The organism is Actinophytocola sediminis (assembly GCF_054779715.1).
On record NZ_BAAGXS010000138.1, the window covers coordinates 1 to 1,011 of the forward strand.

Consider the following 1,011-nt stretch of genomic DNA (forward strand, 5'->3'; position numbering starts at 1 on the left):
CGAGAGGGGGCTTGACGCCCTACCCCCTAGGGGGTAGGGTTAGCGGTGTCAGGGAGACCACCACGAAGGGCCACCACCATGAACCACCCCGCCATCGCCCAGCACCTCCGCGCCACCGACACCACCGACCAGGGCGCCACCTACCTCGCAGACCTCCACCTCGGCAAGACCGACCTGATCGCCGTCGCCGCCGCCCTCGGCATGACCCGCGTCGAACACCTCACCGCCACCGCCCTCCGCGCCCGAATCGTGCAGCAGGCCATCGGCGCCCGCCGCAAGTACGCCGGCCTCCGCACCTGGTAACCCCGGGCAGGCGCGCGCGGGGACGCGCCACCCCAGGGGCCGTAGCGCCCACCAACCCACCAACGACACCCACCACGACACCGCGACGCCACGGAGGAGCCATGAACCAGCCCGACCCCCTCGACGCCCTCCGCGACGAGCTCACCGCCCTCGACGCCCTCCGCGACGGCGACCCCCTCGAGGCCGCCCGCCGCGCCGCGCTGCTCATGAACGCCGCCAAGAAGGCTCTCCGTGCCGTCCGCGTGGACTGCGTCGTCCGCGCCGGCCTGCCGCCCTGGCAGCTCAAGACCGCCGAAGTCGCCGCAGCGCTGGGCGTCCACATCAGCAAGGTCAACGAGATGCGCGCCGAGGCCAAGGCCGCCAACCGCCCACAACCCACCCGAGGAGCCACTATGGACAGCAGAGACACCAACGCCACCACCGACCTGTCCGGATGGGGCCGGTTCGGCGAGTACGTGGACCTCGGCACCGAGGTCACCCAATACCTCGCCGAGCACGCCGCCGACTTCGACGTCCCGGCGCTGGTCAACGCCTACCGGGACGCGATCAACACCCAGCTCGCCGACACCGGTGTGTCGCTCGTCGGCAGCGACTTCTACTCCACCTACCCGGCGCCGGACGGCTGGGACGAGCTGGTCCGCGACGCCATCGCGGCCGTGGACCTGGGCGACCTCCTGTCGGACTACGCGACCCCGTGACGCGAGGAGG

2 protein-coding genes are annotated in these 1,011 nt (G+C 72.0%); both read left to right on the plus strand.

Annotation, left to right across the window (positions count from 1 at the left end; all coding sequences use genetic code 11):
* The first annotated feature begins 78 nt into the window (after nt 1-78).
* Nucleotides 79-303, plus strand: a complete 225-nt coding sequence (locus ACYVIP_RS44690; protein ID WP_460407321.1) for a hypothetical protein — start codon at nt 79-81, stop codon at nt 301-303.
* Nucleotides 304-404: 101 nt separating this feature from the next.
* Nucleotides 405-1,001, plus strand: a complete 597-nt coding sequence (locus ACYVIP_RS44695) for a hypothetical protein (protein ID WP_460407322.1) — start codon at nt 405-407, stop codon at nt 999-1,001.
* Nucleotides 1,002-1,011 lie beyond the last annotated feature (10 nt).

Coding starts and splice junctions, on each gene's coding strand:
- ACYVIP_RS44690 (WP_460407321.1), top strand. CDS start 79: ATGAACCACCCCGCCATCGCCCAGCACCTCCGCGCCACCGACACCACC.
- ACYVIP_RS44695 (WP_460407322.1), top strand. CDS start 405: ATGAACCAGCCCGACCCCCTCGACGCCCTCCGCGACGAGCTCACCGCC.